Genomic DNA, 26,985 nt, shown 5'->3' with positions numbered 1-26,985 from the left:
TTGTCTCGTCATATCTGTGATATCTGGGTAAGATCCACGGACGAAGGCGGCTTCATGATCGCTATGTGCGACGCTGCGACTCGAGACGTAAATGAATCCGCAGCGGGTGTTGCCGGGTTTGGCCGTATTCTCGGACATGAAGTGAAGAACCCGCTTGGGGGGATTATCGGCGCGGCGCAGTTGCTTGAAAGACAGTCCGTTGACGGTCAATCAGAACTTCTGGAGATCATCAAGGAAGAGGCGCGCCGTATTGAGCGTCTCGTAAACAGGCTGTCGGCCTTTGAGCTGTTTTCCGCGCCTCATATGGAGCCATTCAACATACATGCGCTGCTGGAGCGCGTGCTGGCGTCTGAAACTGCCGCCATGGGATCGAAGGTAGAATTCAAGAGAGATTTTGATCCATCGCTTCCGCCTGTGATCGGCGATTCAGACCACCTGCAACAAGCTTTCCAGAATTTGATTCGGAACGCTGCCGAGGCTGCTAGCGACGGTGGCGTCCCAGCGAAAGTTACTGTGCGTACATCTTACGCCGCAGGACTTTCGTTCCGCCAGGCAAGGCTAGGGGCCGGGCTTCGGCGCGCTATGCTTGTTTCTGTAGAAGACACCGGTAAGGGCATTCCGCGAAACCGGCAGAGCTCTATTTTCGAAGTCTTCCAGAGCAGCAAATCGGGCGCACGGGGACTTGGTCTGTCAATTGTGAAGGAAGTGGTCACCGCGCATGGCGGCCAAATACGCGTCGATAGCGTTCCCGGTTCGACGCGCTTTTCAGTTTTGTTACCCCTAGGAACAGGAGAAAGATCTGATGGCTGAGAAAACGATTCTGCTTGCAGAAGATGATGCCAGCATTCGTTTGATCGTGAATCAGACTTTGGTGTCTGCAGGTTACGAAGTTCGCGCAACAAGCTCACCAGAGGCTCTGGAGCGGTGGGTCCGCAATGGGGAAGGCGATGTTGTGGTGACAGACGTCTTCCTCGGTGACGCGTCGATCTTTGACTTGTTACCATCGTTGAAGCTGGCTCGCCCGGAGTTGCCTTTCATTGTGATGAGCGGCCAGAATACGATCCTGACGGCCGCGTCTGCTGCTCAACATGGCGCATTCGACTACCTTCCGAAGCCATTCGATATCGACACCCTATCAGGCTTGGTTCAGCGGGCGCTGAAATCACAGCCGAAGGGATCGAGCAAGGCGATCAACCCTGAATCCCAGAAGGCGATATCGGACGCCGGCCTGCCTCTGATCGGTCGCTCTGACGCAATGCAAGAAGTCTATCGGATCATTGCCAAGGTGATGAATACCGATTTGACCGTCCTGATCGAAGGCGAAAGCGGGACGGGTAAAGAACTTGCTGCGCGCGCAATCCACCAGTTGGGAGACGCGAAGAATGGACACTTCGTGGCTCTGGATTTGGCAGCGCTGCCAGCATCGGAGATTAACCGGCAGTTGTTCGGTGCCAACGGTGAGCAGGGGGCGGTCCATCAAAAAGGGGGAACTCTCTACCTAGATGAAATTGGCGACCTTCCAGCGGAGGCGCAAACCCAACTCGTGAAGTTGATGCGGGATTCCAGTGGTGCCCGGATCATCGCATCAACTCGTCGAAATTTGGGGCGTTTGGTGGATGATGGGAAGTTTCGTGAGGACCTTTACTACCGACTAAATGTTGTTCGGCTGACAATGCCGCCACTACGCTTGCGGAAGGAAGACATCCCCGAACTCGCACGCGCTTTCCTGATCCGCGCCCAACGGCAGGGCCTGGCGGCGAAAACACTGGACAAGTCCGCATTGGATTTGCTGACTGCCTATGACTGGCCTGGAAATGTGCGCGAATTGGAGAATCTTGTCCTTAGGCTCGCGGTACTCTGCCCGGATGAGACAGTCACCTTGAGGGATGTCGAACGTGAATTGCGCGCAGGTGCAAGCGAGCAGAAAGGCTCCAGCGCAGGATTTGAGAAAGACATGGAGACACTGTTGCACCGCTACATTATGGGCGATCTCATCGCCAATGGCGACAATGAGGAATCCAACGTCTACTCGAGCGTAATTGATCAGGTTGAGCGCCCACTCATTCGTTTGGCTCTGTCCGTGACAGCAGGCAACAAAGTGAAGGCGGCGCAGCTATTAGGCATGAACAGAAACACGTTAAGGGCCAAGATCAACGCGCTAGGCATTGCAGAAGACTGATTGACTGACACAACAACTGTGGCATTACTGCACCAGTGTTGCGATTCAGGCACGATTATGTGTTTGAAGTGCAATGGGCTTTTTAGCCGAGTGTAGAGCGGTAGTTTTTTGTCGAACGTGTTGAGTCAGCAAGCCTCCAAGGCAAGTTGGGCCCTTTTCGAAGGGCTGTTCATTATCGCTGCGCTTGTTGCCGTTTTTGCAACTTTTATTGCGATTTCAGGCGTAGACCCCGACAATCCGACCGCCGGTACAACGCCTTGGTTGCTGGGTCTGAACTTCGTCGTCGTCATCGTGCTCGCGACTATCGTGGTGCGCGAATACTTCGCTATTCAGTCAAACAGTGAGAGCGAGGGGCGTGGTCGTCTCGCTCGGCGGTTCGTTATGTTGTTTGGCTTTTCGGCACTGGTTCCCTCAGCGATCGTCGCTGTGTTTCTGGGTGCCATCTTCACACAGGGGCTCGACAACTGGCTTGGCGAGCGCGTCGACTCGGTGATGGAGAAGAACGCAGAGATTTTTCGCAACTATGTCGATAATTTCGAGACGACATTCGACGTAGATGTGCGATTGGCCGCTCTCGATGTCGAGAATTTTGCTCGAGATGTTGAGGCCAGTTTTGGAGATGGCGATGTCTCGCGTGCCTTGTCCGCAAATACCTCCGTAGCGTTTTCTGAAGGTTTGCGGTCTGAACTTGCCTTCAGGGACTTTCTTACCATTGCCATTCTAGGTGACGACGGGGTCGAATTGATTGCCGAGGAAAGCGTGCAGGACGCCATTCTGATCCCGCCGCCCGCAGCAGCTTTTGAGGAAGCTGACAGAGGTGAAATCGCAACGACGCTCTACGAAAATCGCGGCGTCGCCACCGCGCTCATCCACATTACCGAACCCCTGAACGGCTATATTTACGCGGTGAAGAATTTTGACCGCAATGCCGCGGTTCGCCTTCGTGAAGCGGAGGCCGAAATCATTCAGTACAATAATGCGAAGCGCCAGGGCGGGCGGCTCCAGACAATCTTTGCCATCGGATACGCGCAAATCGCTGCACTTGTTTTGTTATTGGCCGGGCGCTTGGGTCTTGAGGCTGCTGGTCGCGTTACCGGTCCAATCGGTCGACTTGCTATGGCGGCTCACACGGTCAGGGACGGCGACCTGACCGTTCGGGTGCCTGTTACCGGTGCAAAAGATGAAGTCTATGCTCTCAGCAAGTCGTTTAATGCGATGACGGAGCAATTGTCAGAGCAAAGAAGCGCCCTGATCCGAGCACGAGAAGATGAAGAAGATCGTCGCCATTTTGTTGAGACACTGCTTGCCGAGGTAAGTGCAGGCGTTATCCGGATGGATCCACACATGGTCGTAACGCTGGCGAACCGGTCGGCTGGAGACTTGCTGGGTGTTGACGAAATTCAGGAGGGCGCGTTTCTAGCAGATGTCGCACCTGACTTTGTTCAGTTTGCGAAAGACACACTTCAACAGGGGTCACCGGTTGATGCTTCAATCGATATAAACAGAAACGGTGCAATACGGCATTTCCGGCTGAAAACCGCACCCGACCCAGCTGGTGGTTGTGTGCTGACGTTTGATGACACAACTCGCCTTGTAAACGCGCAGCGGCAGTTGGCTTGGCGCGACGTGGCTCGAAGAATCGCTCACGAAATCCGTAATCCGTTGACACCCATTATGCTATCGACTGAGCGACTTCGGCGCCGGTATGCGAGTTCCATTGATGACACCGATGGTGTGTTCGACAGATGCATCGAGACAATCCTGCGCCAAGTAGGTGATATTGGCCGGATGGTAGAGGAGTTTTCGTCGTTTGCGCGAATGCCAAAACCCAACGCCAACAAGTTCGATATGAAGTCGGTTCTTGAGGCGACGAGTTTCTCACAAGGCATGGTGTCTCCCGATATCAAGGTCGTGTTTGAATCAGAAGCAGAGTCAGTCACGTATCTGGGAGACGAACGACTGATCGGCCAGGCCTTTGGAAACCTTCTCAAGAATGCGGCAGAAGCAATTGAGGGCATGCCGGAAGAAGCTGACGTGCAAGGGCACATTCGGGTGAGCCTGACAGAGTCCGAGAAAGGGCTAGACATCACGATCGAGGACAACGGGCCCGGATTTCCGGAGGATGTCAGGGATCGGCTGCTTGAACCCTATGTGACAACTCGTGAAAAAGGGACTGGTCTAGGCCTGGCGATTGTGAACCGAATTATCGTTGACCATGGCGGGTCGATATCCTTGCAGAACCGTCTGGATGGAATGCGCGGCGCCCGGGTTCGGGTCTGGTTACCGCATGATTCCCTGAAAGTTAGTGAAACGTTTGATGCCCAACACGACGACGAGTTGGACGAATTACCGGCCCCGGCCGGTTTGGTGTAGAGGAGCCCGACAGATGGCATTTGACATTCTAGTGGTAGACGACGAACCTGATATCCGAGAGCTGATTGCTGGCGTTCTCGGAGATGAGGGATATTCCGCCAGAACAGCTGACACGGCTGAACGCGCATTGGAAGAAGTTCGTGCACGAACACCTCGTCTGGTTATCCTCGACGTTTGGCTTCAGGGAAGTGGGATGGACGGTCTGTCGCTGTTGAAGTACCTGAAATCTATCGACCCCATTTTGCCGGTGATCGTTATTAGCGGACACGGCAATATTGAGACAGCGGTCGCAGCTATCCGGCGCGGCGCTTATGATTTCATTGAGAAGCCTTTCAAGACCGATCGGTTGCTTCATATGATCGAGCGGGCGATCGAATCTGCAGCTCTGAAATATGAAAATGCTGCCCTGAAGAACAGGGCGGGGGACAATGAGCAGTGGATAGGTGAAAGCCAGGCAGCCGGGACTTTGCGCGCTTCGATCGACAAGGTGGCACCGACAAACTCACGGGTCATGATAACGGGCCCAGCCGGTTCCGGCAAAGAACTCGCCGCCCGACTGATACACCGAAATTCTCAGAGGTCTGACGGCCCATTCGTAGTTGTGAACGCCGCCACGATTGCGCCGGAGCAAATGGAAGGCGCATTGTTTGGGGAGGAAGATTCTCAAGGCCGCACGACCCGTATTGGTTTGTTCGAGAAAGCTCATAACGGCACACTTCTTCTGGACGAAGTGGCTGACATGCCACTCGGCACACAGAACAAAATTCTGCGCGTTCTGACTGAACAACGTTTTCAGCGAGTAGGGGGCAAATCGGACGTCAGTGTCGATGTGCGCGTCATGTCGGCTTCAACAAAGGATATCCGTCAGGAAATTGCAGAAGGCCGCTTTCGTGAAGACCTGTTCTACAGGTTGAGCGTGGTTCCCTTGCGCGTTCCGTCTCTCGCCGAACGCCGCGATGATATTCGCGACCTGGTGGACTATTTCACCAACCGAATTGCCGATTCATCTGGACTAACACCGAGAGCATTTTCGGATGAAGCCATGGCCGTGCTTCAATCAATGGATTGGCCGGGCAACATCCGGCAGCTTCGAAATGTCGTTGAGCGCATCCTCATCCTTTCTCCGTCAGACGCAAGTCGCCCGGTCAGCGTCGATGAATTGCCGCGTGAGACATCGGTCGTGCCGGGAAATACGGGTAAAAGTGGCTCTGCTGAATTGGTTGGATTGTCGCTAAGAGATGCTCGCGAGCAGTTTGAGCGAGAGTATCTCGCGCTTCAGATCACGCGATTTAACGGAAACATTTCGCGGACGGCTGAATTTATCGGAATGGAACGCTCCGCCTTGCATAGAAAATTAAAGGCTTTAGGCGTTAACTCCAATCTTACTCGTCAGGACGGTTAGGGCCGTCAAAGGGCTGTAGACATGCATGTTCTGATATGCGGCGCGGGGCGCGTGGGGCACGGAATCGCGCGCCGCCTCGCACGCGAAAAGCACGATATTACCATCATTGATGAAAATCCCGACCTCGTCGATCAGGTTTCGACGGATCTGGATGTTCGTGGTGTCACAGGTCATGCGGCTCACCCGGATGTCCTCAAGAAAGCCGGCGCGGCGGACTGCGAAATGATCATCGCAGTGACCCATTTTGACGAGATCAACATGGTCATCTGCCAGATTGCCCACACCCTGTTCTCGGTACCTTACAAGATTGCTCGGGTGCGGGAGCAATCCTACATAGACCCGGCGTGGAAGAACGTATTCTCGCGCGAAGGCCTGCCCATAGACATGGTGATCTCGCCTGAAATGGAAGTTGGTGAGGCCATTCTTCAGCGCTTCAGAACGCCTGGCGCCGTTATGAGCGCGACGTTCGGGAAGGGACGCGTTCGGCTTATCGGTCTTGAGGTTGAGGACAGTAATCCACTTCTGGATACACCGGTCGATCAGCTCCGGGGATTGTTTCCAGACTTGTCCGCCCGAATTGTCGGCATCGGTCGGAAAGATTCTGTCAGGGCCCCCAGATCAAATGACGTGTTGAAGCCAGGAGACCGCGCTTACATTGCGGTGCTGGATGAACATGCCGAGCGGCTTACATCCATCTTCAACCGGGATTCCGAACAGTCTGGGCATGTTGTTATCGTTGGCGGGGGCAATGTCGGTCTCTACGTCGCTACAACGCTGGAACAGGAAGCGAAGAACCGCGTACGCTTGATCGAACACAATGCGAAGCGCGCCAACGACGTTGTCGCGGCAGTGAGGCGGACGATCGTCATTCAGGGGGACGGCCTGAACCCGGACATTCTGGCCGAAGCCGGGGCTCCAAAGGCAGACTTCGTTGTGGCGATCACAAACGACGACAAAGCGAATTTGTTGATATCAAATTTGGCCAAGCGAGCAGGTGCGAAGAGAACTTTGGCGCTTGTAAACGCTACAGAACTCGCCGGTTTGGCAAGAGACCTTCGTGTTGATGCTGTTCTGGACCCAAGGGCGCTGACCGTATCTCAAATCCTTTTGCGGATGCGACGCGGCCGTATCTTGGGGCTTCAGTCGATTGAAGACGGGAAGGCAGAAGTCGCTGAAGGCATTACACTTGAGTCGTCCTCATTGATCGGCAAGCCACTGGGCTATGATGATCTGCCCGAAGGCATGACGGCAGCCGCAATTATTCGTGGCAAGGAGGTTTTGATCGCCGGGCCCGATGTTATTGTTCAGGCAGAGGATCAATTGATAATCTTCTATGAAGAAGAGATGGTCAGGAAGGTTGAGAAGTATTTCCGGGTCAGCCCGGACTTCTTCTAGGTCATGAACTACGCATCGGTCGTTCGGGTTCTGGCGTTACTATTGATTGTCGTTGTGGTTGCAGCGATTCCCGCCATGTTCATGGCAATCGCCGCAAGGGAAACGAGTCAGATCTTTGCCTTTGGTACAATGGCATTGGCAATCATTGTCTTGGCGAGCAGCGTACTGCTTCTAACGCCGAAGCCTGAACGCAAGGCGAGGCCCTCAGATGCACTGGCAACAGTTATCTTGTGGTGGTTCATCACACCCGTTGCTACGTGCTTGCCCTTTATTCTGGGGGTTCAAAACGACAGCGTCATCAGCGCCATTCACGAGGCAACGGCCTGCTTGACCACCACCGGACAATCCGTGATTTCGGTGCAGGATAATCAGTGGCCAATCAGTCTGGTTGTTTGGCGGGGCATGCTGCATTTGTTAGGCGGTTTGGCGACGGTCGTTGCGGCGGCCAGTGTGCTGGCTGCACTTAATCTTGGTGGGCCAGGAATTCACCGAACCGTCTTGTTTACGGTTCCTGAAACAAGCTTTTTTGATGCAGTTCCACGCGTCGTTCGCATGGTTGCCATGCTCATGATTGTTTCGATCCTGCTATTGTTTTCAGGACTCGTTTTCATGGGTGTTCCAGCAGAGCGGGCCTTGGGCGACGCGATTAGCGCTCTGACCACGGGTCTTGTGCATCCTCAGGGAGTTATGCGCGCACCTCTTGATACCGGGCCATCCATTATCTTGGGCGTGGGATTGTTTGCGGGGGCCATGGGCCTCGCCCTGTGGTTACCTTTGCGCGATGGAAAACCCTTCAAAGCCATTTCCGATCCCGAAGTTTCCTTGTTCGTGGGATTGCTCATCGTTTTCATTTGTTTTGCACTGGCCTCAGACCTGAACGTCACGGAAGGGCTCTCCTGGGCGCTGTCCGCGCTATCGACGTCCGGTTTGTCCTTGTCTGACCCGGCCGACTACAATCGCATTCCACTACCAGTCCTGGTCTTGCCAGCGCTGATTGGAGGCTCTGCGCTGTCGGCTGCGGGCGGCGTCAAGCTTGCACGTTTTATCGTGCTGGCAAGGCGAGCAGGACAGGAGTTCAGACAGCTTGGCTACCGTCGATCCATTTTGCGCTTCACATTTCGAGACAGGGAACTCAACGAAAGAAGCGTCATCGGTGTTTGGGTGTACTTGATTGGATACATCTTGGCGATTTTCCTCACCATGGCGGCCTATTCGTTCATGGGCGAGGAATTTGTGCCATCAATTCGCCTCGCCATAGGAAGCCTGACGAACTCTGCGGCTGTCCTTGGGAGCTACCCCATGGATCTGTCTGGACCTGCGCAGGCTTTAACCATTTTTACCATGATTTTAGGGCGTTTGGAGGTTCTGGCCCTGATTCCAGCGCTTTCCCTCAGCTTTTGGCGGGGTTAACAGTTGTTCGCACTTGCACTTGCGCAGTAATCCCGTTAGCGCGACACATAACAAGAACAGGCCAGATTGGATTTCCGTCATGTCCGCCGACAAAAAACAGAACTTGCAAGATACTTTTCTCAACGCCGTCCGCAAATCACGTACGCCTCTGACCGTGTTTCTCGTCAATGGTGTCAAACTGCAGGGTGTTGTGACGTGGTTCGACAATTTCTGTGTGCTTCTGCGCGGTGACGGGCGGCCACCACAACTTGTGTACAAACACGCCATTTCCACAATTGCTCCGAGCGCTCCGGTACAATTGTTCGATGAGGAAATGGATGCGGACTAAACCGCTTTGACTGATAAGATGATCGACCGAACGCCGGCGCCTGAAGTGGCCGGTGCGATCATCCCGTGGTTCACACCTGCCAATAGGCCAACCGAAGACAGGCTGGAGGAGACATCGGGTCTCGTCGAGGCGCTGGGCTGTGATTTGGCATTCCTGCGGGCAGAGCATGTTAGGAAAGTTAACTCGTCTGTACTGCTTTCGGGCGGCATTCTTGAGCGTCTGGCTGACGACCTGAAACAGAATGATTGCACCATTGCGGTGATCGACGGCGACCTCACGCCCGTTCAGCAGCGCAATCTGGAGCGCAAGCTGGAAGTTAAAGTCATCGACCGGACGGGTCTGATCCTTGAAATTTTTGGATTGCGGGCGCGCACCAAAGAAGGGCGCTTGCAGGTCGAATTGGCTCGTCTGCTATACGAGCGGTCAAGACTTGTAAGAACCTGGACGCACCTTGAACGCCAGCGCGGTGGTGGAGGGTTCTTGTCGGGTCCCGGTGAAAGTCAGCTGGAAGCAGACCGCCGAATGCTGGACGACAAGATCTTGCGGCTAAGGCGCGATCTGGATGATGTGAAGCGAACCCGCGCCGTGCAGAGATCTGGACGCAAGAGAAGTGGCAAGCCGGTCATCGCATTGGTGGGGTACACGAATGCCGGCAAGTCGACGCTTTTTAACCGAATTTCGGGTGCCAACGTCTTCGCGCGGGACATGCCTTTCGCGACGCTCGATCCGACTATTCGCAGGTTTGATCTGCCGACTTTGGGGGAGGCGGCGCTGATTGACACGGTCGGATTCATTACTGATCTTCCCACCCATTTGATCGACAGCTTTCAGGCGACACTTGAAGAAGCCATGCAGGCAGATCTTCTGGTTCATGTTCGTGATCGGTCGAGCCCGTCTGATGTCGATCAGGCTGAAGATGTCATGATTGTGCTTGATCAGTTGGAAAAGGAAACAGGGCTGCCTTTGCCTCCCATGATTGAGGTCTGGAACAAGGCAGATCTTTTGACAGACGATAAAGCCGACGCGCTTTCATTCGCTGCGCGGGGGACGGTCGAAACTCCGGCGGTTCTGGTGTCAGCATTGACTGGCCGAGGTGTCGAAGAATTGCTGGATCTGATCGAGGCGGTTCTTCTCAAGGGCGCCTCCGAGATTCAGCTCGTTCTTGGCGCACAGGATGGACGCGCTCGGGCATGGTTGCACCAAAATGGCGAAGTAATATCTGAAAGCGCTCTTGAGACGGGTAATGTCGCCATGTCTGTTCGTCTTGCAAATGACCGACTGGGACAGTTCTACGCGCATTTTCCAGGCCTCAAGCCGGATTAGCGTTCGGCCTTTTTGACACGCTGCCAAAGCGCTTCCTGTTCATCGATCTCGAGGTCGGCGAAGCGCGTGCCTTCTGATTCCGCCAATGCCTCCATCGCCCGGAAACGTCGTTCAAACTTGGCATTTGCGCGCCTCAAGGCCTGCTCTGGATCAACATCGAGGCGTCGGCTCAGATTTGCTGTTACGAACAACAAATCACCAACCTCATCCTCAATCTTGTCCGCATCTCCGATATCGATGGCTTCACGAACCTCGTCTGCCTCTTCATCAAGCTTGTCGAAGATCTGCTGTGCGTCAGTCCAGTCAAAACCTACCCGTGCTGCTCGCTTCTGTAGCTTTTCTGCTCGCAACAGAGAGGGTAGTGCCAGAGCTACTCCGTCGAGCGCGCTGGGCGTGCCCTCCGGCTGAGACTTGCCGGCTCGTTCTTGGGCTTTGATAACCTCCCAGGCAACGACTTGCTGTTCTGCTGAGCGGCCCCCCTCTGGGCCAAACACGTGAGGGTGTCGACGGATCATTTTCGAGTTTATAGCTGCGACGACATCTTCAAATTCGAATTCACCCGTTTCCTGAGCCATCTGGCTATGGAAGACGACTTGAAACAACAAGTCGCCCAATTCTTCTTTGAGATCGCGCATGTCATTTCGATCAATTGCATCAGCTACCTCGTAAGCTTCCTCAATTGTGTAGGGCGCGATGGTGGAAAAGTTCTGTTCGATATCCCAAGGGCATCCGGATTCCGGGTTTCTCAGTTGCGCCATAATTTCCAGTAATCGAAGCATCGCGTCCGCTGGAGATGATTGTGAATTTCCATGATCAGTCATGGTTTCCCAGTAAACGGGTTCACCGCTCAAATCGACCGTTCGATTGACAACACCTCTAAGTCACGCGACGTGAGTTCATGCATGAGAATCTGACGCCCCATTTCGGCCAATGAGCACAGTATGAGTTCTCCCTCGCTCATTGGCGTCTTTGTGGACGGGAATCGCGCACATGCTTGGTCCTACGATGATGTGGGTGAAGTGCAGGCGTACATCGCCGTAGAGGCGCACCTCACGAACGACGCTTTGGACAATGTGTGCCATCTGAAACGGGCCTTGGGCGATTGGCTTATTGCCCAATCTCAAGAGAGCAAGATGGTCGTTTGTGGCGCAATGGGGGGGCGTGTCTCGACGAGCACTCCGCGTGTTCCTTTTGTACTTGACGACATTCGGCGACACCTCGTCAGCAATATGGATGTGTTGCTTGTGCCAAGCCTGATACAGAGTAACCCACCCGGATATGCCGAAGGTCTCGAAAGTCTGCTTTTTGGTATTGAGCAGTCAAATGGTTTGATTTGTGCGCCGCTAGCAATCACGGCTCATTTCACCTTGGAAGCAGGGCGTGTCACCGACGTGTCCTCTGAGCCTACTGCTGACTATTTGTCGGCGCTGTTGCGGAAAGAGCGGGAACAAACGGAGAGGCTACCGCCCCAACTCTTTTCAGAACGTGTTTTTGTTGATTGGGTCGAACGGTCTCTAAATACTGACAACACAGTTTCCACCCTTGCGGCGAGTGCGGCAATCCGAACAGGACAACTTGCCCCGGAACACTTCGAATGCGCGCTGAATGCACTGCTGATAGGCGCAGACATTGCCGCACATTACGACCCAGGCGATGATGTCATCCTCATAGCCGACGAGACGCGCCTGGAAATGTACGGTTTGGCTCTGGACGCATTCGGAGCTGACGTCTTGGAGTATTCAGCGAAAGACTGCATGAGCGACGCGCTGTGGGAAATTGCCGAGATTGCTGATTTGTTGTCAAACGAATCGATTCATCCCTGAATGAACTGATCTATTGTATCGAGGTTGTTCTAGCATGTTCATGACGCCGGAATGTGTTGCGCCAACGGGCTGTACGCTCGGCGAAGGACCGTTGTGGAGCCCCTCTGAAGGATTTCTTTGGTGGGTGGACATCAAAAGGGCAAAACTGCATCGCTACAATCCGCGGACGGGAAACACCCGTCGTTACGATTTGCCCATTCGGGCGAGTACGCTTGCACTCTTCGACGGCAACATTCTGATGGCGGGTGAGCGGGAAATTGGCATCTATGACCCGGCTACCGAAGCCTATGAGCGCCTGCGAACACTTGATGCCGAGCCCATCTCCAATCGAACGAATGATGGCGGTATCGCGCCAGATGGATCTTTCTGGTTCGGAACAATGGACGATGCTCAAAAGGTGGCTCAGGGCAATTACTACAGATACACATCTGATGGGAAACTTGAGCCCCTGAGACTACCCTCAGTGATGATCACCAATACCTTCCAGTTTTCACCTGATGGATCCGTTTTCTACACGTGTGATTCGGTGGAGCAGGAAGTTCTTTCATTCCAGCATGAAATAGGGACCGGGAAGGTCACCGATCGGAAGGTGCTGGCAAACACGTTTGAGTTATCAGGCTATCCTGACGGGTCAGCTGTCGATTCAGAAGGGTGTCTTTGGACGTGTCTATGGGATGCCTCTCGGATTGTTCGCCTAACCCCAGATGGGGAGATTGACCGAACGATCACCTTGGCAGCGCCGCGTCCTACAAGCCTGACGTTTGGTGATGAGGATTTGAAAACGCTTTTCATCACGACAGCACGTGCGGGCATGTCGTTTCCGCAACTTGATTCGCGGCCATTGTCGGGCAGTCTATTCGCCGTTCGAGTGGATGTCCCGGGACTGCCACCCAGAGAATTCGGCAAGGCAAGGGAGTGAGAAGTGCCCACTTGCGGGATTCATAACAGTTCCCACCTACGCTTGACGAAACCTAGAGTGCACTTAACCGTGGACGTGGCGGCCCAAAACCGCTAACTCCCCGCTTTTCAAGAGAGAGTCGGAATGGCCGATAAAGCGAAAAAGAAACGCGTAGGACCCATTACCTTCTTTCGGCAGGTTCGTGCCGAAGGGAACAAGGTGACGTGGACGTCCCGTCAAGAAACCATCCAAGCGACAATTTTCGTCGTGATTATGTCTATTCTGATTGCGCTTTTCCTATTCTTTGCGGATTTCGTCATTAATCTCGTCGTAAAGGCGATCACGGGCCTCTGAGTCAGGCGGTTCGTCAAACAATTACTAAGGAGCGCGCAGGCCTCATGGCTGAAGCCAAATGGTACATCGTCCACGCTTATTCCAACTTCGAGAAGAAGGTCGCATCGACAATTCTCGAGCAGGCTGAGCGGAAGGGACTGGCAGACCTCATTGAAGATATGCAGGTGCCGACCGAAGAAGTCGTTGAAGTCGCTCGCGGCAAAAAGAAAACCGTCGAACGTCGGTACTTCCCTGGATATGTGTTGATGAAGGCTGTGATGACGGATGATGTCTACCACCTCGTCAAAGATACGCCGAAAGTTTCTGGGTTCCTGGGCGCAGAGGGTGGCAAGAAACCGCTTCCAGTGCGCCAAAAGGAAGTTGATCGGATTCTCGGCACGTCCACCGATTCGGCTGCAGAACGTCCTCGCCCACAGATTTCCTTCGAAATTGGTGAGCAGGTTCAGGTCAATGATGGCCCATTCCAAGGCTTTGAAGGCTCGGTCGAAGAGATCGATGAAGAGAATGGTCGTCTGAAAGTTACCGTTTCCATTTTTGGTCGCGGAACACCAGTCGATCTGGAATTCGAACAGGTCGCCAAACTCTGATTTCGAGTTCGAATCATGGGAAGCGCAGTTGGTCTTCCGGGTTTCGCTTGAAACCTAGCAAATTGAGCGGTATTTCCCGCTCATCGTGCCGCCTTAGCTCAGTCGGTTAGAGCGCTAGATTGTGGATCTAGAGGTCCCCCGTTCGAACCGGGGAGGCGGTACCATTTTCCTCCATCCACTGCAGGGCGCGTTGTTATCCCGAGGAAAATTCTCTCAAATATTTGTGACATCCGCGCAATAATATGTTGCAAATGAGCAGCGGTGAATAAAAATGGCGTGATTGAAATGCACGTCGTCCTTAATAGGGCTCGCCGTACAGGCTAAATATGTTTATTCAGGAACCATTCGGGTTTTGACCCGTATGAACCTGCGGCCGAGGACAATCCCGTCATTCGGCACACAAAAGGGGATTGAGTATGAAGAAAACTCTTATGTGCGCGACAGCCGCGGCCGCATTTGCGTCTGCTGGCTTTGTTGCCCACGCTGAGGACGGGTGGTACGCCCGCGCCGACGCGACTTACGGTTTCGATGGTAAGCTTGACCACGATCCTGCTGAACAGGACGTGATCGGCACCATGGGTGGCGAATCCGATCCAGATGACATGATCGGTTTCGACCTGGGTTTGGGTTATGGCTTTGACAACGGCTTCCGCCTCGAAGGCGTGGGCGGTTACGGCGATGCCGAGCTCAGCGTTCCGGCTGCATCTTACAATGGTGCGCCAGCTGGTGCTTTCCCAGCTGCTGCAGGCAACCTGCAGACCATGGAACTGATGTTCAATGGTATTTACGATTTCAACCGTGAGGGTGCGCTCCAGCCATACGTTGGTTTGGGTGTTGGTGTCCTTCGCGCAAACGCCAAGGCGAACAACCTCGTTTTCACAAACGGTACGGATGTTTCCGCTGCGAACGGCTTTGGTGATAGCGACACTGGCTTTGCTTACCAGGGCCTGCTGGGGCTCGGTTACAAAGTTTCCGAAAAGCTGACGCTTGACCTTGGCTACCGCTACAAAGTTGCCGAAGACCTCGAATTCGGTGGCTACAACGGTGGCACGAACTATGACGCTGACTACACAGCTCATCTGGCGACAGTCGGTCTGCGGCTGAACTTCGGTGCGACGCCTCCGCCGCCACCGCCTCCGCCGCCGCCGCCTCCTCCGCCACCTCCGCCACCGCCGCCGCCACCACCACCACCTCCGCCGCCACCTCCAACGACGACGACGGATGCTCCGGAAGTTGTGTGCTCAAGCCTCAACCAGGAATTCGTGGTGTACTTCGAGTGGGATCGCGCGGACCTCACCAGCCAGGCTGCTGCTGTGATTGATCAGGCTGTTGCCAACATCAATGGCGAAGCAGGTTGTGCTCCGAACACGGTATCTATTGCTGGCCACACCGATACTTCCGGTGCGAGTGCCTACAACCAGCGTCTGTCTCAGCGTCGCGCAAACGTCGTTGCCAGCGCTCTTGCATCCCGTGGCATTGATTCCTCAATCATCACCGAGGAAGCAAAAGGTGAAACGGATCTGGCCAAAGCGACACGCGACGGTGTTCGTGAGCCTCTGAACCGCCGTTCGGAAGTTGTGATCACTGTTCAGTAATTGCTGACCATATGCTTGAAGACGGCCCGGCGATATCTGCCGGGCCGTTTTTGTTTGCGAGCGTGTTCAGAGCTCTTGCCCACTCTAGTTTCCTGTGAAACCAAGGGAACTATGGATACAATGAACACTCTTAGCCGAGACGATGAGGCGGCGCGTGAGCGTCTCGCCAGTGTCAGTCAGGACATGATCAATCGCACTTGCGAGTGGTCGGATATCAATACAGGCAGCTGGAACACTGAGGGACTGAAGCAATTTGCTCCGGTTCTCGCAGATGCATTTTCTGAGCTGCAAGCTGACGTCGAATTGATCCAGACGAATGGCTTCGAGGCTGTTACAGATTCCGGCAAAACCGAGATTCAACAGACGGGGCCGGTGATTCTGGTCACTGGACGACCTCGGGCAGCGGTTCAGATTATCCTCTCGGGTCATTATGACACCGTCTTCCCGAAGGGAACTTTTGAGGGTGTGACGGATATCGGCGACGGACGCCTCAACGGTCCTGGGCTTGCTGACATGAAGGGTGGCCTTTGTGTCATGCTCGAGGCGCTGAAGACTTTTGAAGCCGGACCACTTCGGGATCGTCTAGGTTATCAGATTGTCCTTACGCCAGACGAAGAGATAGGGAACTTTGCCAGCGCAGAATATCTGACTCGTGCAGCCCAGTCCGGCGCGATGATCGGAATGACATACGAGCCGGCCATGGAGACAGGTGCAATGTCAGGTGGCCGGAAAGGCTCCGCTGTATTCGACATCGTGCTGCACGGGAAAGCTGCTCATGCCGGGCGAGCCAAGGATGAGGGGCGGAGCGCGATCGAAGCTGCCGCCGAGCTTGTTCTAGGCCTTGAGGCGTTAAACGGTAAGCGGGATGGCGTCACCGTAAATGTTGGCTCAATAGACGGCGGGTCAGCAGTAAACATAGTACCCGATCTGGCAATTGTGAGGTTTGGCGCGCGCGCACCCGACGCTGAAAGCGCTGCTTGGGCCACGGAAGAGATCCGCAAGCTTTACGACCGGGCGGCTTCTCGCGACGGCATCCACGGCCATATGCATGGCGGGTTTTACCGTCCACCCAAGCCACGAAACGCTGCACAGCAGGCATTGTTTGATGCGGTGCACGCAACCGGGCAGGCGATTGGTTTGGATCTGGAATTTGTGGACACGGGCGGCGTATGTGAAGGAAACAATATCTTCGCCGCAGGTGTTCCGAATGTCGACACACTCGGAGTGCGCGGTGGACGGATTCATTCCAATGAAGAATTCGTCATTACAGAAAGCTTTTCGGAGCGTGCCACCCTGTCAGCGTTGCTCCTAAATAGATTGGCGGATGGCCGAATGGACGCCCGCAATATCAAGTCCTTGATGGGGCAATAGAATATGTCCGGCCCTTACATCATGCGACCGTCTCGACTGGATGATTTTCCCGCGTTGATGGAGCTCGCTGAATTATCTGGCGCCGGTTTCACTAGCTTGCCGGTTGATGAAGAAATATTGAGAGAGCGCCTGGAGAAATCGGAAAAGGCGTTTCGCGGTCAACTTGAACGGATCGAGTATGGCAAATACCTGCTTATGATGGAGGACACGTCGACGGGGGAAGTCGTTGGCTGTTCTGCGGTCAAAGCGGGTACGGGGATAGATCACCCATTCTTCAATTATCGTATTATTACATTATCTCAGGCGAGCCACGCTGCTGGCAACATGCGGTTCGACATGGACGCGTTGGTTCTTACCAACGAGTACGTTGGGTACACAGAAGTTGGAACGCTTTTTCTTAAAGCCAACCATCGCGGAGGGGGAGCGGGACGACTTGCCGCCCAATCACGCTATCTTCTTATGGCGACTGATCCGGACCGGTTTGGCGAAAAGGTTTTGGCTGAACTTCGCGGAGTGATTGATCAGAAGGGTGTGTCACCATTTTGGGAGTGCCTTGGTCGCCACTTTTTCCGGATGGACTTTGACGAAGCCGACAAGCTGTCGGCAACAACCGACAATCAGTTTATCTGCGACTTGATGCCGAAGTATCCGATTTACGTTGATCTTCTGCCACCTGAGGCTCGAGAAGTGATCGGACGATGCCATTCTGATGGTGTAGGTGCGTACAAGCTCCTGCAATGGGAAGGGTTCGAGTTCGATAGAACGGTCGACATTTTTGATGGCGGACCACTTGTCGCGGTGCAGAGACGCCACCTTCGCACCATCCGCGAGAGCAAACGCGTAAAACTCCAACTCGTTGATGACGCGTCAAACACCGAGTTTTCGCAAGGACTGATTTCAACCGACGTATTGTCAGATTTCCGGGTGAGCCAGGCGCAAATTCTGTTGAGAGATCAAGATACTGCGATGACAAGCCAGGACGTGTTTGATCGCCTGCAGTTGAAGCCAGGAGCTACCGTCCGCGTATGGGTAAGGAGCTAATTATGAGAGATTCTGTTCTTGTTGACGGACAATGGCGCACCGGCAATGGTTTGCCCTTTCAAAACTATTGCCCAGCGACGGGGGATGTCGTTTGGGACAGTGCGTCTGCTGACAAACAAGACGTAGAGGATGCCGTCGAAAGTGCTCAGGTAGCTTTTGCCGGCTGGTCTCGAGTGCCGCAGAATGAGCGCACCAGAATACTGCAGGCCTACGCCAGCGAACTCGAGACGCGCTCTGACCAGATAGCAGAAGCAATCAGCCGGGATATGGGCAAGGCGCTTTGGGAATCGCGCGCCGAGGCTGCTACAATGGTCGGCAAAGTTGCGGTATCCATAAAGGCTCAGAACGAACGGGCTGGAACCAAAGATCTGGATGCAGCTTTCGGATCAATGCATCTAACACATAGACCTCACGGAGTGATGGCGGTCTACGGTCCATTCAATTTTCCGGGTCATCTTCCGAATGGTCACATTGTTCCTGCGCTGCTGGCAGGAAATGTGTGTGTGTTCAAACCTTCCGAACTGGCTCCCGGCGTAGCCTCTATTATGGCAGATGCCTTCGACGCAGCAGGCTTGCCGCCCGGAGTGATGAACATTGTTCATGGGGGCAGAGATACGGGTGCGGCTCTTCTTCAGTCCAACATAAACGGAGTGTTATTTACCGGTTCTGCCAATACCGGCGTGTTCTTCCACAAGCATTTTGCTGGGCGCCCGGAAGTGATACTTGCGCTGGAAATGGGGGGGAATAATCCCTTGATCATCTGGGAGCCAGCAGATGTGGAGGCGGCTGCTGATATAGCCGCGCAGTCTGCTTTTCTCACGACAGGACAGCGCTGTTCATGCGCGCGCAGGGTAATCTTGCCGGAGGGCAGCTTTGGGGATGCTGTCATTGAGGCTATTGTCGCAAGAGCCAAAGCGCTGAGAATTGGTGCGTGGAATGAAGAAAATATCTTCATGGGGCCGCTTGTTTCGGAGCAAGCGGCAACCAACGCGATCGAGTTTCAAACCATGATTTCAAAACTAGGCGGTAAAAGTTTGCGCCGTCTCAAACGAATGGACCGCGGAGGTGGCTTTGTCACCGCAGGGGTCATGGACGTGACAAATGCATCCGATATACCGGATGAAGAGTTGTTTGGCCCACTGATGCAAATCATCCGCGTTCCTGACTTCAACACCGCCATTCAGAGAGCCAATGCGACACGCTATGGATTGTCGGGGGGGGTGGTGAGTGACGATGACGCGCTTTGGGACAAGGCGCACAATGAAATGCGCGCAGGCATATTGAATCGAAATCGCCCCACCGCTGGTGCCAGTGGCGCCATGCCATTCGGCGGGCCCGGCTTGTCTGGAAACTTTCGGCCTGGAGCATACTATGCTGCCGATTACAGCGCATGGCCGCAGGCCAGCCAGGTAGCTCCGAAAGCAGAGCGAATGACAGCTCAGGGTTTTCCAAAGTAGAACTCAAACTTGGAGTGATGATTGTGGCGCATGAGGTGAACTTTGACGGCCTGATTGGTCCCTCCCATAACTATGGGGGGCTGTCCGATGGGAATTTGGCCAGCGCCGCCAATGCGGGGGATATTGCGAACCCAAGGGAAGCAGCACTGCAGGGACTTGAGAAGATGAGAATGCTGGTCAACAGCGGGCTCATTCAAGGCGTCTTGCCTCCGTTACCAAGACCAAATTTCGACTTGCTTGTTTCCGCGGGGTTTTCAGGTTCTGATTCGAACATCATCGAGCGTGCGGCGAAGACTGCTCCACGCCTTCTGAAGGCAGCTTACTCGGCCTCCAGTATGTGGACCGCGAATGCTGCCACAGTCTCACCATCGCCTGATACGACTGACGGTCGACTTCACTTCACCACTGCAAATTTGTCGACGATGTTACATCGTTCACAGGAGCATCCCGACACGACAGCGACCCTCATTTCCATATTTTCTGATGATGCATATTTTTCCGTGCACGGCGCATTGCCCATGCATGCAGACTTTTCAGATGAAGGCGCAGCAAATCATGTTCGGCTTTGTGCAGATCATGGCGGCGCTGGTGTTGAGCTGTTTGTCTATGGAAGAGAGGCCGGAGAGAGCACTGTGGGCTACCCCGCAAGGCAGACGAGGCTCGCGAGCGAAAGTGTCGCCCGTGCACATACCCTTGATCTCGATCGAACGGTGTTCGCGCGTCAGTCGCGTGCAGCAATTGATGCAGGCGCTTTTCATAATGATGTCGTCTGTGTTGGCGCGCTAGACACACTGTTCTTTCATGAACTCGCTTTTGAAGACACCAACCGAACACTCGAGCAAGTGCGCAAAGCGTCCAATGGACTGTTTGAACTCAAACCAGTCATGGTTCCTTCAGCAGACGTTCCCATAGAGGACGCCATACGCGCCTATCTGTTTAACTCTCAGCTTCTGCAGCTGCCCGGGGAGGATAGGCTTGTTCTGATCGCGCCGACGGAGACCGAGGAAATTGATTCTACTCGCCGGTACTGCGAATCCCTTATCCAAGGAAATGGCCCCATCGGAAAGGTGATGTTCGCGGACGTCAGGCAATCCATGCGTAATGGGGGAGGGCCAGCGTGCCTGAGGCTGCGCGTTGTTATGACGGAAGACGAAATTGATGCGTGTCATCAAGGGGTTCTTCTCGACAACGACACCATTGATGCATTGCAAGCAGTTGTGCGGAAAACCTATCGAGACAGTTTAGCGCCAGGCGATTTGGCGGATCCAAAGTTTGCCGACGAATGCCGTGTGGCAAGAGAGGCATTGCTCGAAGTGTTGGACTTGGAGGCCTTGGCCTGATGATCCGTCTATATGACTACTGGCGTTCCTCGGCCTCTTATCGTGTCCGAATTGCGCTTCACTTGAAAGGTATGGATTTTGAATCGGTGCAAGTTGATATTGCGCCGGGTTCTGATGAACAAATGGGTGAGGTGTACCGCACCAAGAATCCTCAGATGCGCGTTCCGTCGATAGAAATAGACGGTCGCGTTTTCGGGCAATCAATGGCTATAATTGAATGGATCGAAGAAACCTTCTCTGGCCCGTCTTTATTGCCGTCAGATGCGACTGACAGGCTTGAGGCCAGAGCATTCGCCGATACCATCGCATGCGATATACATCCGTTGAACAACCTATCCGTATTGAAAGAGCTCCGTACTCGATTTGGTGCAGATGGGGATGCGATTAAGGCCTGGTATCATGAATGGATTGAAAGAGGCTTTGATGCGTTGGAAAAGTATGCCGCGCAGGAGACTTCCGGCGCCTTTTTGTTCGGGGATGGTCCCACTATAGCGGAAATCGCTCTCGTGCCACAAATTTACAATGCGCGAAGGTATGACATGGATTTGACGGCTTACCCCGCACTGCTGGCAGTCGAAAAGCAGTGTCTGGAATTGGAAGCTTTTCAGAAGGCCAGGCCAAGCAAACCTTCGGCCTAGTTTTCGTCCGCAGCGCTATTCTCCTCAGTTTCGCCCGGGCGCCGGATATCTACGATTTCGACTTCCTCAAAGTCTCCAAGAGGTTCGGCCATCTTTCCTACATTGGCCTCCAGCCATTCAGGAAAGCTGGCAACGATCTCACCACCCGGCACACCTTCGCTTGTGAGAACCCATAATCCTTTTTCCCGGTGCGCTGGCACAACGATCTGGCAGCTTGTCACGTCGTTTAGCCGCTCATTGCAGTAGGGGGTTGGGTCGGAATTCCCTGATTCTGACGCTGATGTACTCAGCGATGGAATTCCATCCTTTGTGTCGGAAATCGACAAAAAGCCTCCAAATCTTCCTCGCAGAGAACTGTCCTGCTCAAGACGGGCGAGAATGGCGTCTGGCACAGGTCGATCATGCGCAATGATTAGGGCTCTTCCGCGATTGTCTCGGCGCAAATAGGTTTCGAAAGCGCGCGTCACGTCGTCGTGAACTGCGGCGTCCCGATAAAGGGGAGCATAAACTTCGCCGATCTTTTCAAAAGACGATTTCAAAGATTGTGCTTGGCGCCGACCTCGCTGCTCCTTCTTTTGAAGCGCCACTTGCGTTGTACCACTCAACGCGGAGTCTTCACTGATTAGGAAAACATCCACGCCCCAGCCGCCTGACCACACAGCCTCTGGCTCCTGAACGGGTAGGGCAGACCAACTTGAATCCTCGGTATATTTCATCGGATCGAGTTCAAGTTGAGGGCGAGGCGAAATGAATGTGTTCCATACCCACGGCCCCGCACCAATCGCGAGCACTGCCGCAAGAGCGATCAATACAGTGAGACGTTTCATCTATGGTTCCTGGCAGGATTTGGAGCGGCATCGCCGCAAGTCAGTCGGACGGCAAACCAGAATAGTTTGGTTGGTCTATAGACAACTGCGCAATTGTGGTCGTTTTGAGGTGCTCGAGCAATCCGGGTGTATCGAGTCCCAATTCGCCTTGCCTCAACAGCTCGCACAACTTCAAATTCAATTCTGATATCGTCATGTTTTGGTCGGCGTTCAAAAGCGATGACAGTCTTTCGCGCTCATCGTTTTCTGCCAGCGGCCGAATTTCAAGTTCCCGCAATACGGTTGCCAGAACATTTGAAGCAACTCGCGCATGAAAAGCTGCGTGGCCTTTGAGGTTGGGCATGGCTGTGTCGTCGATAAAGGCCTTCACGGCAGCGATCATTTCCTTCTGGGATGGCGCGTCATGCATAAGTTCAGGCTCTCGTTTCCAGCAAATTCAGGAGGTCGATTTCAGTTTCCGATACTCGCCGTCCAATAGCGGCGCGTTCCACGCTTGGATCGGAACCTGACCGGAATGCTTCGTACATGATCATGCACATGATGCCCCATTTGAGGCTGCCCAGAATTTCCCACCAATCGATCTGATCTGCTGCGAAATTCTGCCCCCCCGATGCCTCATAGGCATCTAGCAACTCGTTCAGATGACCAAAACCTCCCACGCGATTTTGCGACTGCCCAAACCTCCAGGAATTCACACATAGCCAAGCAATATCCTCTCTAGGGTCGCCGAGATGTGCGAGTTCCCAATCGAGTACTGCAGCCAAGCCATGTTCGTTCACGATAAGATTGCCAAGTCTGAAATCACCATGAACCAGAACTGGATCAACAGGTTGAGGTTGGTTCTTCTTTAGCCAAGCCATTGTCAGCTCGAAAACTGGACGAGGGATGTCAAAGCCGCGATAGATGGTTTCGTACTTGGCCAACTGATCCAGACCCCCACTTTTCGGAAGTGTTGGTAGCCGCTCGATTGGAATTGCGTGAATACCAGAGAGTGCTTTCCCGCACTGGGCGGTTAAACACTGCCGAGCATTCTCATAGACGTCGTCTCGTAGAATTTTTCTGGCGATGGTTTGGCCAGCAATTCTATTCATCAGAAATGCTTCTCCGATCTCGCTGCTCGGATCGAATACCTTAAGCACTTTGGGGGTGGGCACCGTATGTTCAGCACATCCCAGAAGCTTTGCTTCAGTGCCGAGATCTATCGCTTCGGAATTGCGCGCGACGCTCACTCCGCCCGGAACGCGCCTGAGAATCAGTTCGTCCACAATGCCGGAATGCTCGACGTCGAGGCTCCACGTCTCTTGACTGGCACCTCCTGACAGGCGAACCAGCCGCTCAACAGTCGCGCCACTGCCGTAAAATTGCCCGGCCCAGTCCTGTAGGCCCTTTAGAATGTCATCTTGTCTACCCATCTTGTCACAATCGCGCGGAACCCCCATCACGCCAAGGCGTAACGCCAAGTCACCTTGTGGTGTCACACCAGGATTAATTTGATGTCGAAATCGAAGAAGAAAGACTACGGTCTGCTCCCACAAGACAAGCCGCCGCGGCTAAGCTTTTTCGGCTGGCTGCGTGGGCGCTTCTTCGCCGGCATGTTCATCGCCTTGCCGGTCGTTGTTACATTCCTGATCCTTCAATTCCTGATCAGCGAAATCGACAAGCGCGTGGTTCCGCTTTTACCAGCGGCCTTGAAGCCGGAAACCTATCTCAATTACGCGGTTCCAGGCTTTGGCCTGATCGTGCTGATCGTGTTCCTGACAGTACTGGGCGGAATTGCTACCAATCTGATCGGACGGTCGGTGATCGGGCTGGCCGATCGAATTTTGAGCCGAGTTCCGTTTGTCAGGTCGGTTTATTCTGCTTTCAAGCAATTGGTTGAAGTGTTCGCTAGCAACAACACCGAGCAATTCAGCGAATGCGTCCTAATCGAGTATCCCAAAAAAGGAACTTGGTGCCTCGGATTCGTGTCCAGCCCGGCAAAGGGAGAATTGAGAAGCGTCCTTGGACCAGCTTTTATTGGCGTCTTCGTTCCGACGACACCAAATCCAACTTCAGGCTTCCTGATGTATGTGGAGGCATCTGAGGTCGTGCGCCTCGATATGACAGTGGAGGAGGGGGCCAAGATGATCTTGTCCGCAGGATTGGTTGTGCCAGAGCATTTGCCTGTGAAGGATGTCGATACAGCAGACTCGAGCGAGAGCGATTCTGCTAATCAGAAGTTGGAGCCTGAAGCCTAGGAGTGAGCAGCTCCCGAACCAGTCTGAGTGCCCCGCCTCGTGGCCCCGCGAGTTCAGGATCTTTTGATACAATGGATTCAGCGTCCTTCTTTGCGATCTCCAACAAAGTCGAATGGCGGGCCAGATCCAGAATACGATAGTCGGTTGCTCCAGCTTGTTTCAGGCCCAGCATATCACCCGGCCCGCGAAGCTTGAAATCAGCTTCCGCTATCTCGAACCCGTCCTCCGTGCGACGGAGCGTGTCCAGGCGCTCATGCGCCGTTTCTCCCAATGGTGGTCGGTATAGGAGAATGCAGAATGATGGGCGATCTCCACGCCCTACGCGTCCTCTTAGTTGGTGAAGCTGAGCCAGTCCAAACCCCTCAGCGCGCTCGATAACCATGATAGTCGCTTCCGGCACATCAACGCCAACTTCAATCACGGTGGTGGCAACCAGAAGCTTGGTGTGTCCCAAGCGAAAATCTTCAAGAGCAGCGTCTTTCTCTGCGGGCTTCATGCGCCCGTGCACCAAGCCGACTGGAACGTTCAATTGGTCGCATAACGCGGCATGACGGCCAACCGCGGTTGAATCATCGTCATCGATATCAACTTTAGGGCAAACCCAGAATGCACGCTCACCACGCCTGATAGCGCGCCCGATTGCGCCCACCACTTCGTCAAGACGTGTGTCTGGCACGGCGCGCGTTTCCACTGGCACGCGCCCTGCTGGTTTTTCGTCGAGAATGGAAACGTCCAGATCGCCATGTACAGCTTGGGCGAGGGTTCTCGGGATAGGCGTCGCGCTCATGACGAGCATGTGTGGGCTTAGCGCCTTGCCGGCGAGTTTCATCCGGTCTGCGACGCCAAATCTGTGCTGTTCATCTACAATGACGAGACCGAGATTACGGAAACTGACCGACTGCTGGAACAAGGATTGGGTGCCGGACACAACATCAATGCTTCCATCTGCGAGTCCCATGAGTATGCCTTCGCGCGTCCTTGCCTTGTCGCGGCCCGTTAGCGCCGCTACCGAATATCCAAGCGGCGACAATAGACGATCCATCGTCTCGAACTGTTGACGAGCGAGTACTTCGGTAGGTGACATGAAGGCGGTTTGAAATCCAGCACTCGCAGCCTGCACGGCCGCCATAGCACTGACAAGCGTTTTGCCCGCGCCCACATCGCCTTGTAACATTCGCCTCATGGGTGACGTGGAGGCCATGTCTTTGGATATCTGGTCGAACGCTCGGAATTGGGCGCCTGTTGGCTTGTATGGCAATGCCTGAAGCAACTTGGCGTGGGTCTCGCTGTTCACCGGAACCGACGGCGATGCGCGTTTCGCTCTGCTCGCGCGGGCAAGCGCAAATGCCGACTCACGAGCCAATGCCTCGTCATATGCGAGTCGTTGCCGACATAGTTCAAACAACTCCAGATCGTATTCGAGAGGCGCGTGAAGACGAGTGAGCGCTGTCTTGAAGTCCGGCCAGCTCCTCGCCTTTACGAGTTCAGTGTCGGCCCATTCAGGTAAATCATCTGCAATGTAGTCTAAGGCCTGAACCGCGAATCCATGGACCCGCTTGTTCGTCAGGCCAGCTGTGAGTCCATAGATGGGTTCGACAGGAGGTGGCATCTGTCCCTTGGCAGGATCCACTATGTGATCAGGGTGCGTCATCTGGCGTTCGCCCTGAAACTCTTCCACCATGCCTGAGACGACCCGCTCTTTTCCGATTGGAAACTGCCCTTGCAACCAGCGCCCGTCAGCCCGGAAGAATGCCAGGGTAAGAAAGCCGGTGCCATCAAACAGCACGATCTTGTGAGGGGATCGCTCAGAATAGGGGGCGTTGTAGGCATGAACTTCACCGCGCAAAGTCGCCACCTCGCCGATTACCGCGTCATCAATGCTGTCTTTCACCCGGCGGTCCACCCAGCGTTCGGGGAGATGCAGCAACAGATCCCAAACAGTGTCTCCGCCGACGAGTCGCTCAAGCACGGGCTTCAGCTTCGGGCCGACGCCATTGAGGCTATCGAGGCCTTCAAACAGGGAAAAGAGTCGTTCGTCGCGCATCGTCGCCAGATTAGGCGGGCGCAGACGGGTGCACAATCGTCGCTGTTTATTCTGACTGCGTGTTCTATATGGGGATCAACGCATAAGGAGACCGGCATGGACACTCGTCGCCGAAAACTCAAATTCAGGGCTTGGCGGCGCGGATTCCGCGAAATGGACCTGCTCATGGGCTCATTTGCTGATGCTCACATCGGTGAACTTGACGAGGCCGGTCTGGACGAGTTTGAGAAGCTGCTCGGAGTTCCTGACTGGGAAGTCTATGCATGGCTGATCGGACAGACACCTGTGCCTGAATCCCAGCGGGGGCCCGTGCTGGACCAACTGATCGCATTCCGGTACGTCGCGCAGGGCGGTTAACTCCGC

Annotated in this window: 25 protein-coding genes and 1 tRNA gene; 21 read left to right on the top strand and 5 right to left on the bottom strand. The window is 54.3% G+C overall.

Translation table 11 applies throughout. The features are described 5' to 3' along the window. The first annotated feature begins 141 nt into the window (after positions 1-141). The 8 genes from HY36_RS18785 (at position 142) to hflX (ending at position 10,410) form a co-directional block, all read left to right on the top strand. The gene (locus HY36_RS18785; RefSeq protein ID WP_241764257.1) at positions 142-810 is read left to right on the top strand and encodes a two-component system sensor histidine kinase NtrB; all 669 of its coding nucleotides are present in this window, start codon (positions 142-144) and stop codon (positions 808-810) included. Next, positions 803-2,179 (top strand): sigma-54-dependent Fis family transcriptional regulator, encoded by a 1,377-nt coding sequence (locus HY36_RS16510; RefSeq protein WP_035555200.1) that lies wholly within the window; start codon positions 803-805, stop codon positions 2,177-2,179. Before HY36_RS18785 ends, HY36_RS16510 begins: the two co-directional genes overlap by 8 nt. A 117-nt stretch (positions 2,180-2,296) precedes the next feature. Next, on the top strand, positions 2,297-4,552 hold the full coding sequence (locus tag HY36_RS16505; protein ID WP_162176022.1) for a sensor histidine kinase: 2,256 nt from the start codon (positions 2,297-2,299) through the stop codon (positions 4,550-4,552). A 13-nt stretch (positions 4,553-4,565) separates the two neighbouring features. Beyond that, complete coding sequence (locus tag HY36_RS16500) at positions 4,566-5,954, top strand: sigma-54-dependent transcriptional regulator (RefSeq protein WP_035555197.1); 1,389 nt, start codon at positions 4,566-4,568, stop codon at positions 5,952-5,954. 21 nt (positions 5,955-5,975) lie between these two features. Continuing rightward, complete coding sequence (trkA, locus tag HY36_RS16495) at positions 5,976-7,349, top strand: Trk system potassium transporter TrkA (protein ID WP_035555194.1); 1,374 nt, start codon at positions 5,976-5,978, stop codon at positions 7,347-7,349. Between the two features lie 3 nt (positions 7,350-7,352). Continuing rightward, entirely contained in the window at positions 7,353-8,759 is a 1,407-nt protein-coding gene (locus tag HY36_RS16490; protein ID WP_035555191.1) for a potassium transporter TrkG, read from the top strand. A gap of 79 nt (positions 8,760-8,838) precedes the next feature. Continuing rightward, positions 8,839-9,087, top strand: a complete 249-nt coding sequence (gene hfq / locus HY36_RS16485; RefSeq protein ID WP_034812840.1) for an RNA chaperone Hfq — start codon at positions 8,839-8,841, stop codon at positions 9,085-9,087. An 18-nt stretch (positions 9,088-9,105) separates the two neighbouring features. Continuing rightward, complete coding sequence (gene hflX / locus HY36_RS16480) at positions 9,106-10,410, top strand: GTPase HflX (RefSeq protein ID WP_035555188.1); 1,305 nt, start codon at positions 9,106-9,108, stop codon at positions 10,408-10,410. Here hflX and mazG read toward each other — a convergent pair. Continuing rightward, complete coding sequence (mazG, locus tag HY36_RS16475; protein WP_273279336.1) at positions 10,407-11,189, bottom strand: nucleoside triphosphate pyrophosphohydrolase; 783 nt, start codon at positions 11,187-11,189, stop codon at positions 10,407-10,409. The two genes, hflX and mazG, sit on opposite strands and share 4 nt — an antisense overlap. Before the next feature lie 231 nt (positions 11,190-11,420). Between mazG and HY36_RS16470 the strand changes: the two genes are divergently transcribed. From HY36_RS16470 to maiA, 11 genes are all read left to right on the top strand, one after another. Further along, on the top strand, positions 11,421-12,233 hold the full coding sequence (locus tag HY36_RS16470; protein WP_162176021.1) for a 2-dehydro-3-deoxygalactonokinase: 813 nt from the start codon (positions 11,421-11,423) through the stop codon (positions 12,231-12,233). Positions 12,234-12,267: 34 nt separating this feature from the next. Then, on the top strand, positions 12,268-13,152 hold the full coding sequence (locus tag HY36_RS16465; protein WP_051602902.1) for an SMP-30/gluconolactonase/LRE family protein: 885 nt from the start codon (positions 12,268-12,270) through the stop codon (positions 13,150-13,152). 123 nt (positions 13,153-13,275) lie between these two features. Then, positions 13,276-13,485: a preprotein translocase subunit SecE gene (secE, locus tag HY36_RS16460; protein WP_035555179.1), complete on the top strand. Its 210-nt coding sequence runs from the start codon at positions 13,276-13,278 to the stop codon at positions 13,483-13,485. A gap of 44 nt (positions 13,486-13,529) precedes the next feature. Then, positions 13,530-14,072 (top strand): transcription termination/antitermination protein NusG, encoded by a 543-nt coding sequence (nusG, locus tag HY36_RS16455; RefSeq protein ID WP_035555176.1) that lies wholly within the window; start codon positions 13,530-13,532, stop codon positions 14,070-14,072. 87 nt (positions 14,073-14,159) lie between these two features. Next, a tRNA-His gene (locus HY36_RS16450) sits at positions 14,160-14,236 on the top strand. A gap of 252 nt (positions 14,237-14,488) precedes the next feature. Beyond that, positions 14,489-15,667: an OmpA family protein gene (locus tag HY36_RS16445; RefSeq protein ID WP_035555173.1), complete on the top strand. Its 1,179-nt coding sequence runs from the start codon at positions 14,489-14,491 to the stop codon at positions 15,665-15,667. A 120-nt stretch (positions 15,668-15,787) separates the two neighbouring features. Next, complete coding sequence (locus HY36_RS16440) at positions 15,788-17,038, top strand: hydrolase (RefSeq protein WP_035555384.1); 1,251 nt, start codon at positions 15,788-15,790, stop codon at positions 17,036-17,038. Positions 17,039-17,095: 57 nt separating this feature from the next. After that, positions 17,096-18,079: an arginine N-succinyltransferase gene (locus tag HY36_RS16435; protein ID WP_241764250.1), complete on the top strand. Its 984-nt coding sequence runs from the start codon at positions 17,096-17,098 to the stop codon at positions 18,077-18,079. A gap of 2 nt (positions 18,080-18,081) precedes the next feature. Then, positions 18,082-19,536: a succinylglutamate-semialdehyde dehydrogenase gene (astD, locus tag HY36_RS16430; RefSeq protein ID WP_035555168.1), complete on the top strand. Its 1,455-nt coding sequence runs from the start codon at positions 18,082-18,084 to the stop codon at positions 19,534-19,536. A gap of 17 nt (positions 19,537-19,553) precedes the next feature. After that, the gene (locus HY36_RS16425) at positions 19,554-20,876 is read left to right on the top strand and encodes an N-succinylarginine dihydrolase (RefSeq protein ID WP_035555165.1); all 1,323 of its coding nucleotides are present in this window, start codon (positions 19,554-19,556) and stop codon (positions 20,874-20,876) included. Beyond that, entirely contained in the window at positions 20,876-21,514 is a 639-nt protein-coding gene (gene maiA, locus HY36_RS16420) for a maleylacetoacetate isomerase (protein WP_035555164.1), read from the top strand. The genes HY36_RS16425 and maiA overlap by 1 nt, the downstream gene beginning before the upstream one ends. On the opposite strand, the gene HY36_RS16415 is transcribed toward maiA, so the two are convergent. From HY36_RS16415 to HY36_RS16405, 3 genes are read right to left on the bottom strand one after another with little or no spacing between them, the layout of a single operon-like run. Continuing rightward, positions 21,511-22,341 carry a DUF3089 domain-containing protein gene (locus tag HY36_RS16415; protein ID WP_035555163.1) on the bottom strand — a complete coding sequence of 277 codons (831 nt, stop codon included), beginning with the start codon at positions 22,339-22,341 and terminating at the stop codon, positions 21,511-21,513. The two genes, maiA and HY36_RS16415, sit on opposite strands and share 4 nt — an antisense overlap. 40 nt (positions 22,342-22,381) lie before the next feature. Further along, a complete protein-coding gene (locus HY36_RS16410; RefSeq protein WP_206741223.1) occupies positions 22,382-22,723 on the bottom strand; it encodes a DUF6285 domain-containing protein in 342 nt (113 codons plus the stop codon). A 31-nt stretch (positions 22,724-22,754) separates the two neighbouring features. After that, positions 22,755-23,753: a phosphotransferase family protein gene (locus HY36_RS16405; RefSeq protein ID WP_081806258.1), complete on the bottom strand. Its 999-nt coding sequence runs from the start codon at positions 23,751-23,753 to the stop codon at positions 22,755-22,757. Between the two features lie 81 nt (positions 23,754-23,834). On the opposite strand from HY36_RS16405, the gene HY36_RS16400 reads away from it, so the two are divergent. After that, positions 23,835-24,578, top strand: coding sequence for a DUF502 domain-containing protein (locus HY36_RS16400; protein ID WP_081806250.1), 744 nt, complete (start codon positions 23,835-23,837; stop codon positions 24,576-24,578). Here HY36_RS16400 and recG read toward each other — a convergent pair. Next, positions 24,550-26,622 (bottom strand): ATP-dependent DNA helicase RecG, encoded by a 2,073-nt coding sequence (recG, locus tag HY36_RS16395; RefSeq protein WP_035555374.1) that lies wholly within the window; start codon positions 26,620-26,622, stop codon positions 24,550-24,552. The genes HY36_RS16400 and recG overlap by 29 nt on opposite strands. A 96-nt stretch (positions 26,623-26,718) precedes the next feature. On the opposite strand from recG, the gene HY36_RS16390 reads away from it, so the two are divergent. Continuing rightward, on the top strand, positions 26,719-26,979 hold the full coding sequence (locus tag HY36_RS16390) for a succinate dehydrogenase assembly factor 2 (RefSeq protein WP_051602900.1): 261 nt from the start codon (positions 26,719-26,721) through the stop codon (positions 26,977-26,979). Positions 26,980-26,985 lie beyond the last annotated feature (6 nt).

It is taken from the genome of Hyphomonas atlantica corrig. (assembly GCF_000682715.1).
GTDB lineage: Bacteria > Pseudomonadota > Alphaproteobacteria > Caulobacterales > Hyphomonadaceae > Hyphomonas > Hyphomonas atlantica.
This window is presented reverse-complemented; position numbering and strand designations above follow the sequence as displayed.

Bases quoted from the DNA above. Each gene is read 5' to 3' on its own strand.
- HY36_RS16440 (WP_035555384.1), top strand. From the start codon at position 15,788: ATGAACACTCTTAGCCGAGACGATGAGGCGGCGCGTGAGCGTCTCGCC.
- secE (WP_035555179.1), top strand. From the start codon at position 13,276: ATGGCCGATAAAGCGAAAAAGAAACGCGTAGGACCCATTACCTTCTTT.
- HY36_RS16510 (WP_035555200.1), top strand. From the start codon at position 803: ATGGCTGAGAAAACGATTCTGCTTGCAGAAGATGATGCCAGCATTCGT.
- HY36_RS16410 (WP_206741223.1), bottom strand. From the start codon at position 22,723: ATGATCGCTGCCGTGAAGGCCTTTATCGACGACACAGCCATGCCCAAC.
- HY36_RS16425 (WP_035555165.1), top strand. From the start codon at position 19,554: ATGATTGTGGCGCATGAGGTGAACTTTGACGGCCTGATTGGTCCCTCC.
- hfq (WP_034812840.1), top strand. From the start codon at position 8,839: ATGTCCGCCGACAAAAAACAGAACTTGCAAGATACTTTTCTCAACGCC.
- HY36_RS16405 (WP_081806258.1), bottom strand. From the start codon at position 23,753: ATGGGTAGACAAGATGACATTCTAAAGGGCCTACAGGACTGGGCCGGG.
- recG (WP_035555374.1), bottom strand. From the start codon at position 26,622: ATGCGCGACGAACGACTCTTTTCCCTGTTTGAAGGCCTCGATAGCCTC.
- nusG (WP_035555176.1), top strand. From the start codon at position 13,530: ATGGCTGAAGCCAAATGGTACATCGTCCACGCTTATTCCAACTTCGAG.
- trkA (WP_035555194.1), top strand. From the start codon at position 5,976: ATGCATGTTCTGATATGCGGCGCGGGGCGCGTGGGGCACGGAATCGCG.
- HY36_RS16390 (WP_051602900.1), top strand. From the start codon at position 26,719: ATGGACACTCGTCGCCGAAAACTCAAATTCAGGGCTTGGCGGCGCGGA.
- hflX (WP_035555188.1), top strand. From the start codon at position 9,106: ATGATCGACCGAACGCCGGCGCCTGAAGTGGCCGGTGCGATCATCCCG.
- HY36_RS16490 (WP_035555191.1), top strand. From the start codon at position 7,353: ATGAACTACGCATCGGTCGTTCGGGTTCTGGCGTTACTATTGATTGTC.
- astD (WP_035555168.1), top strand. From the start codon at position 18,082: ATGAGAGATTCTGTTCTTGTTGACGGACAATGGCGCACCGGCAATGGT.
- HY36_RS16465 (WP_051602902.1), top strand. From the start codon at position 12,268: ATGTTCATGACGCCGGAATGTGTTGCGCCAACGGGCTGTACGCTCGGC.
- HY36_RS16415 (WP_035555163.1), bottom strand. From the start codon at position 22,341: ATGAAACGTCTCACTGTATTGATCGCTCTTGCGGCAGTGCTCGCGATT.
- HY36_RS16400 (WP_081806250.1), top strand. From the start codon at position 23,835: ATGTCGAAATCGAAGAAGAAAGACTACGGTCTGCTCCCACAAGACAAG.
- maiA (WP_035555164.1), top strand. From the start codon at position 20,876: ATGATCCGTCTATATGACTACTGGCGTTCCTCGGCCTCTTATCGTGTC.
- HY36_RS16435 (WP_241764250.1), top strand. From the start codon at position 17,096: ATGGAGCTCGCTGAATTATCTGGCGCCGGTTTCACTAGCTTGCCGGTT.
- HY36_RS16500 (WP_035555197.1), top strand. From the start codon at position 4,566: ATGGCATTTGACATTCTAGTGGTAGACGACGAACCTGATATCCGAGAG.
- HY36_RS16445 (WP_035555173.1), top strand. From the start codon at position 14,489: ATGAAGAAAACTCTTATGTGCGCGACAGCCGCGGCCGCATTTGCGTCT.
- mazG (WP_273279336.1), bottom strand. From the start codon at position 11,189: ATGCTTCGATTACTGGAAATTATGGCGCAACTGAGAAACCCGGAATCC.